Annotated in this window: 3 protein-coding genes and 1 pseudogene; 3 read left to right on the top strand and 1 reads right to left on the bottom strand. The window is 71.1% G+C overall.

Annotated elements, in window-relative coordinates:
- The 3 genes from ACTIR_RS26155 to ACTIR_RS0101770 all read left to right on the top strand — a co-directional run.
- Nucleotides 1–156 (top strand): Vms1/Ankzf1 family peptidyl-tRNA hydrolase (locus ACTIR_RS26155; RefSeq protein ID WP_267879476.1); only part of this gene is annotated, 156 nt, incomplete at its 5' end.
- Between the two features lie 218 nt (nucleotides 157–374).
- Complete coding sequence (locus ACTIR_RS0101765) at nucleotides 375–2,003, top strand: ABC-F family ATP-binding cassette domain-containing protein (RefSeq protein WP_026452999.1); 1,629 nt, start codon at nucleotides 375–377, stop codon at nucleotides 2,001–2,003.
- Nucleotides 2,004–2,380: 377 nt separating this feature from the next.
- Complete coding sequence (locus ACTIR_RS0101770) at nucleotides 2,381–2,590, top strand: helix-turn-helix domain-containing protein (protein ID WP_005437638.1); 210 nt, start codon at nucleotides 2,381–2,383, stop codon at nucleotides 2,588–2,590.
- On the opposite strand, the pseudogene ACTIR_RS21160 reads toward ACTIR_RS0101770, so the two are convergent.
- Nucleotides 2,577–3,081: pseudogene (locus ACTIR_RS21160) on the bottom strand (hypothetical protein); the annotation flags it as partial. The gene ACTIR_RS0101770 and the pseudogene ACTIR_RS21160 sit on opposite strands and share 14 nt — an antisense overlap.

Below are 3,081 nucleotides of genomic sequence, written 5' to 3' on the forward strand. Positions count from 1 at the left end.
GACCGACGGGCCCTGGACGAGCTGCGCGGCGACTCCCGTCTCGCGCCCGTGTTCGCCGCCGCGCAGTCGCGGGTGCTCGACGTCGCCGAACCACGCAGGGCCGTGCTGGACGAGGCGGCACGCCGCGCCCGCGCGGTGGAGATCGTCGTGCGCTGACCTCCGGTGCGAGCCGGGACACGGTACGCCGGAAGCGTGGTGGCGCCCACCCCTACACTGGGTCCCGTGGTTGTTCGACTGGAGTAGGTGTCCCGCCGGCCGCCCCGGCAGTCCCCGGCGCTCCCGGTACCGCCGCCCGCCGGGCGCGGACACGGGGCCGCCCGGTCCCCTCCCTCCACCACGCGACTTCTTCCCACTTCGACGCCACGGAGTACCCATTGATCACGGCCAGCGGTCTCGAACTGCGCGCGGGTTCGCGCATCCTGCTCTCCGGCGCGACGCTGCGCGTCCAGCCGGGTGACCGGATCGGACTCGTCGGGCGCAACGGTGCGGGCAAGACCACCACCCTGCGTGTCCTGGCGGGGGAGGGGGACCCCTACGCGGGCGAGATCGACCACACCTCCGAGGTCGGCTACCTGCCGCAGGACCCGCGCGAGGGGGACCTGTCGGTGACGGCGAAGGACCGGGTGCTGTCCGCGCGGGGCCTGGACGTGCTGCTGCGGGACATGGAGAAGGCGCAGTCGGAGATGGCCGAGCTGGTCGACGAGACCGCGCGGGACCGCGCCGTGCGCCGCTACGGCAGGCTGGAGGAGCGTTTCGCCGCACTCGGCGGATACGCCGCGGAGAGCGAGGCCGCGCGGATCTGCGCCAACCTGGGCCTGGAGGACCGGGTGCTGCCGCAGCCACTGTCCACGCTCTCCGGCGGGCAGCGGCGCCGCGTCGAGCTCGCCCGCATCCTGTTCGCCGCCTCGGAGGCGGGGGCGGGGGGCCGGTCCGGCACGATCCTGCTGCTCGACGAGCCCACCAACCACCTGGACGCGGACTCGATCAGCTGGCTGCGCGGCTTCCTCAAGGCCCACGACGGCGGGCTCGTGGTGATCAGCCACGACGTGGAACTGCTCGACGAGGTGGTCAACAAGGTCTGGTTCCTCGACCCCACCCGCGGGGAACTGGACAACTACAACATGACCTGGCAGCGCTACCTGGACGCGCGCGCGACCGACGAGAAGCGGCGCAGGCGCGAGCGGGCGAACGCGGAGAAGAAGGCGGCCTCCCTCCAGCAGCAGGCCGCCAAGCTCGGGGCGAAGGCGACCAAGGCCGTGGCGGCGAAGAACATGGCCCGGCGCGCGGAACAGATGCTGGCCGACCTGGACGACGAACCGCAGTCGGACAAGGTCGCCCGGATCACCTTCCCGGCACCCGCGCCCTGCGGGCGGACCCCGCTGACCGCCGAGGGGCTGTCCAAGAGCTACGGCTCCCTGGAGATCTTCACCGGCGTCGACCTGGCGATCGACCGGGGATCGAAGGTGGTGGTGCTCGGGCTGAACGGGTCGGGCAAGACCACGCTGCTCCGGTTGCTCGGCGGGCTGGAGACGCCGGACGCCGGGCGGGTCGTGCCCGGACACGGGCTCCGGCGCGGCTACTACGCACAGGAGCACGAGACCCTGGCGCACGACGAGAGCGTCTGGACCAACATCCGGCACCTCGCCCCCGACACCGGTGCGCAGGAGCTGCGCAACCTGCTGGGGCAGTTCCTGTTCAGCGGTGAGCAGCTCGACCAGCCCGCGGGGACGCTCTCCGGCGGGGAGAAGACCCGCCTGGCACTGGCGGCGCTGGTCTCCAGTGCGGCCAACGTGCTGCTGCTGGACGAGCCGACCAACAACCTGGACCCGGCCAGCCGTGCCCAGGTGCTCGACGCGTTGCGCGGGTTCGAGGGGGCGGTGGTTCTGGTGACGCACGACCCGGGTGCCGTGGAAGCGTTGCAACCCGAACGGGTGATCGTGCTGCCGGACGGCACCGAGGATCTGTGGTCCGAGGAATATCAGGAACTTGTAGAACTCGCCTGAACAGGTGGCGGATACCGAACCTGGCCGGGTGAATACCGTGCGGGTTTCCGGTGTGTCGTGGACCGGCCCCGTGACGTAGTGGAATCGTCACGCGAACGTGGTCACCGGCCGGTGGTAATACCGAGAGCAATTCCCGACGGGCGTACACGCCTGTGTGCGCTCGGTGGAGTGTGGAGTGCCACCTTGGCCACGAGGAGTGTTCGACGGGGCCGCGACGGTTTGTTCACCGGACGACAAGTACCGCATCGGAGCGTTTTCCCCGCCATTCGAGCATGATTTTCCGCTGTCGTCTGGCATTCGGCGGCTCAGTGTTCGATCATTGCGTCGGCAGGGGCTGAAAGGAGCCCGAAACACCAACGGGCGGAAGGTGGATTGACGTGGCAGACCTGAAGAAGGGTGCGCGCATCACCGGAAACACGCGCGACAAGCTGGCCGCCGATCTGAAGAAGAAGTACGAGAAGGGGGCGAGCATCCGCGCCCTGGCCGAGTCCACCGGCCGCTCGTACGGCTTCGTGCACCGGGTGCTGTCGGAGTCCGGGGTGCAGCTGCGCGGTCGCGGTGGCGCCACGCGCGTCAAGAAGAAGTAAGCGGGGCACGTCCGGGCGTGGTGTCGGATCCGGGCTCCGCGGTGCCGGAGGGGGCCGCGGTGGCCCGGTCCCGGAAGACCCACATCGTGCCCAGCAGCACGGACACGTACACCAGATAACCGAAGCGGGTCGTGGGCGTGAGCATCGTGAAGGCGCCGAGCCCGACAGCGATCCGCAGGAGTGCGTCCGCGCCCGTGCGGGGCGGTCGGTACAGCAGCCACCCGGTGACGGCCAGCGCCGCCGTCCCGAGCAGGGCGAACGCGAGGATCGTGCCGGTCGGTCCGGTGCTCGCGAGCAGGTGCCCGGGCAGCGGACTGGCCGCGGGGGAGCTCACGTCGGCCAGCCCCGCCGGGAAGCGGACGACGTTCTCGACGAAGGCGCCCGGGTCGGCCACCAGCACCGGCACGGTCAGCACGGTGGTGACGGCGAGCCACGTGCCGGTGAACCGACCCCACGCCCGTGCGCCGGCCCGCGCCGCGACCAGGACGGCC

Source organism: Saccharomonospora iraqiensis subsp. iraqiensis (assembly GCF_000430445.1).
Lineage (GTDB): Bacteria > Actinomycetota > Actinomycetes > Mycobacteriales > Pseudonocardiaceae > Saccharomonospora > Saccharomonospora iraqiensis.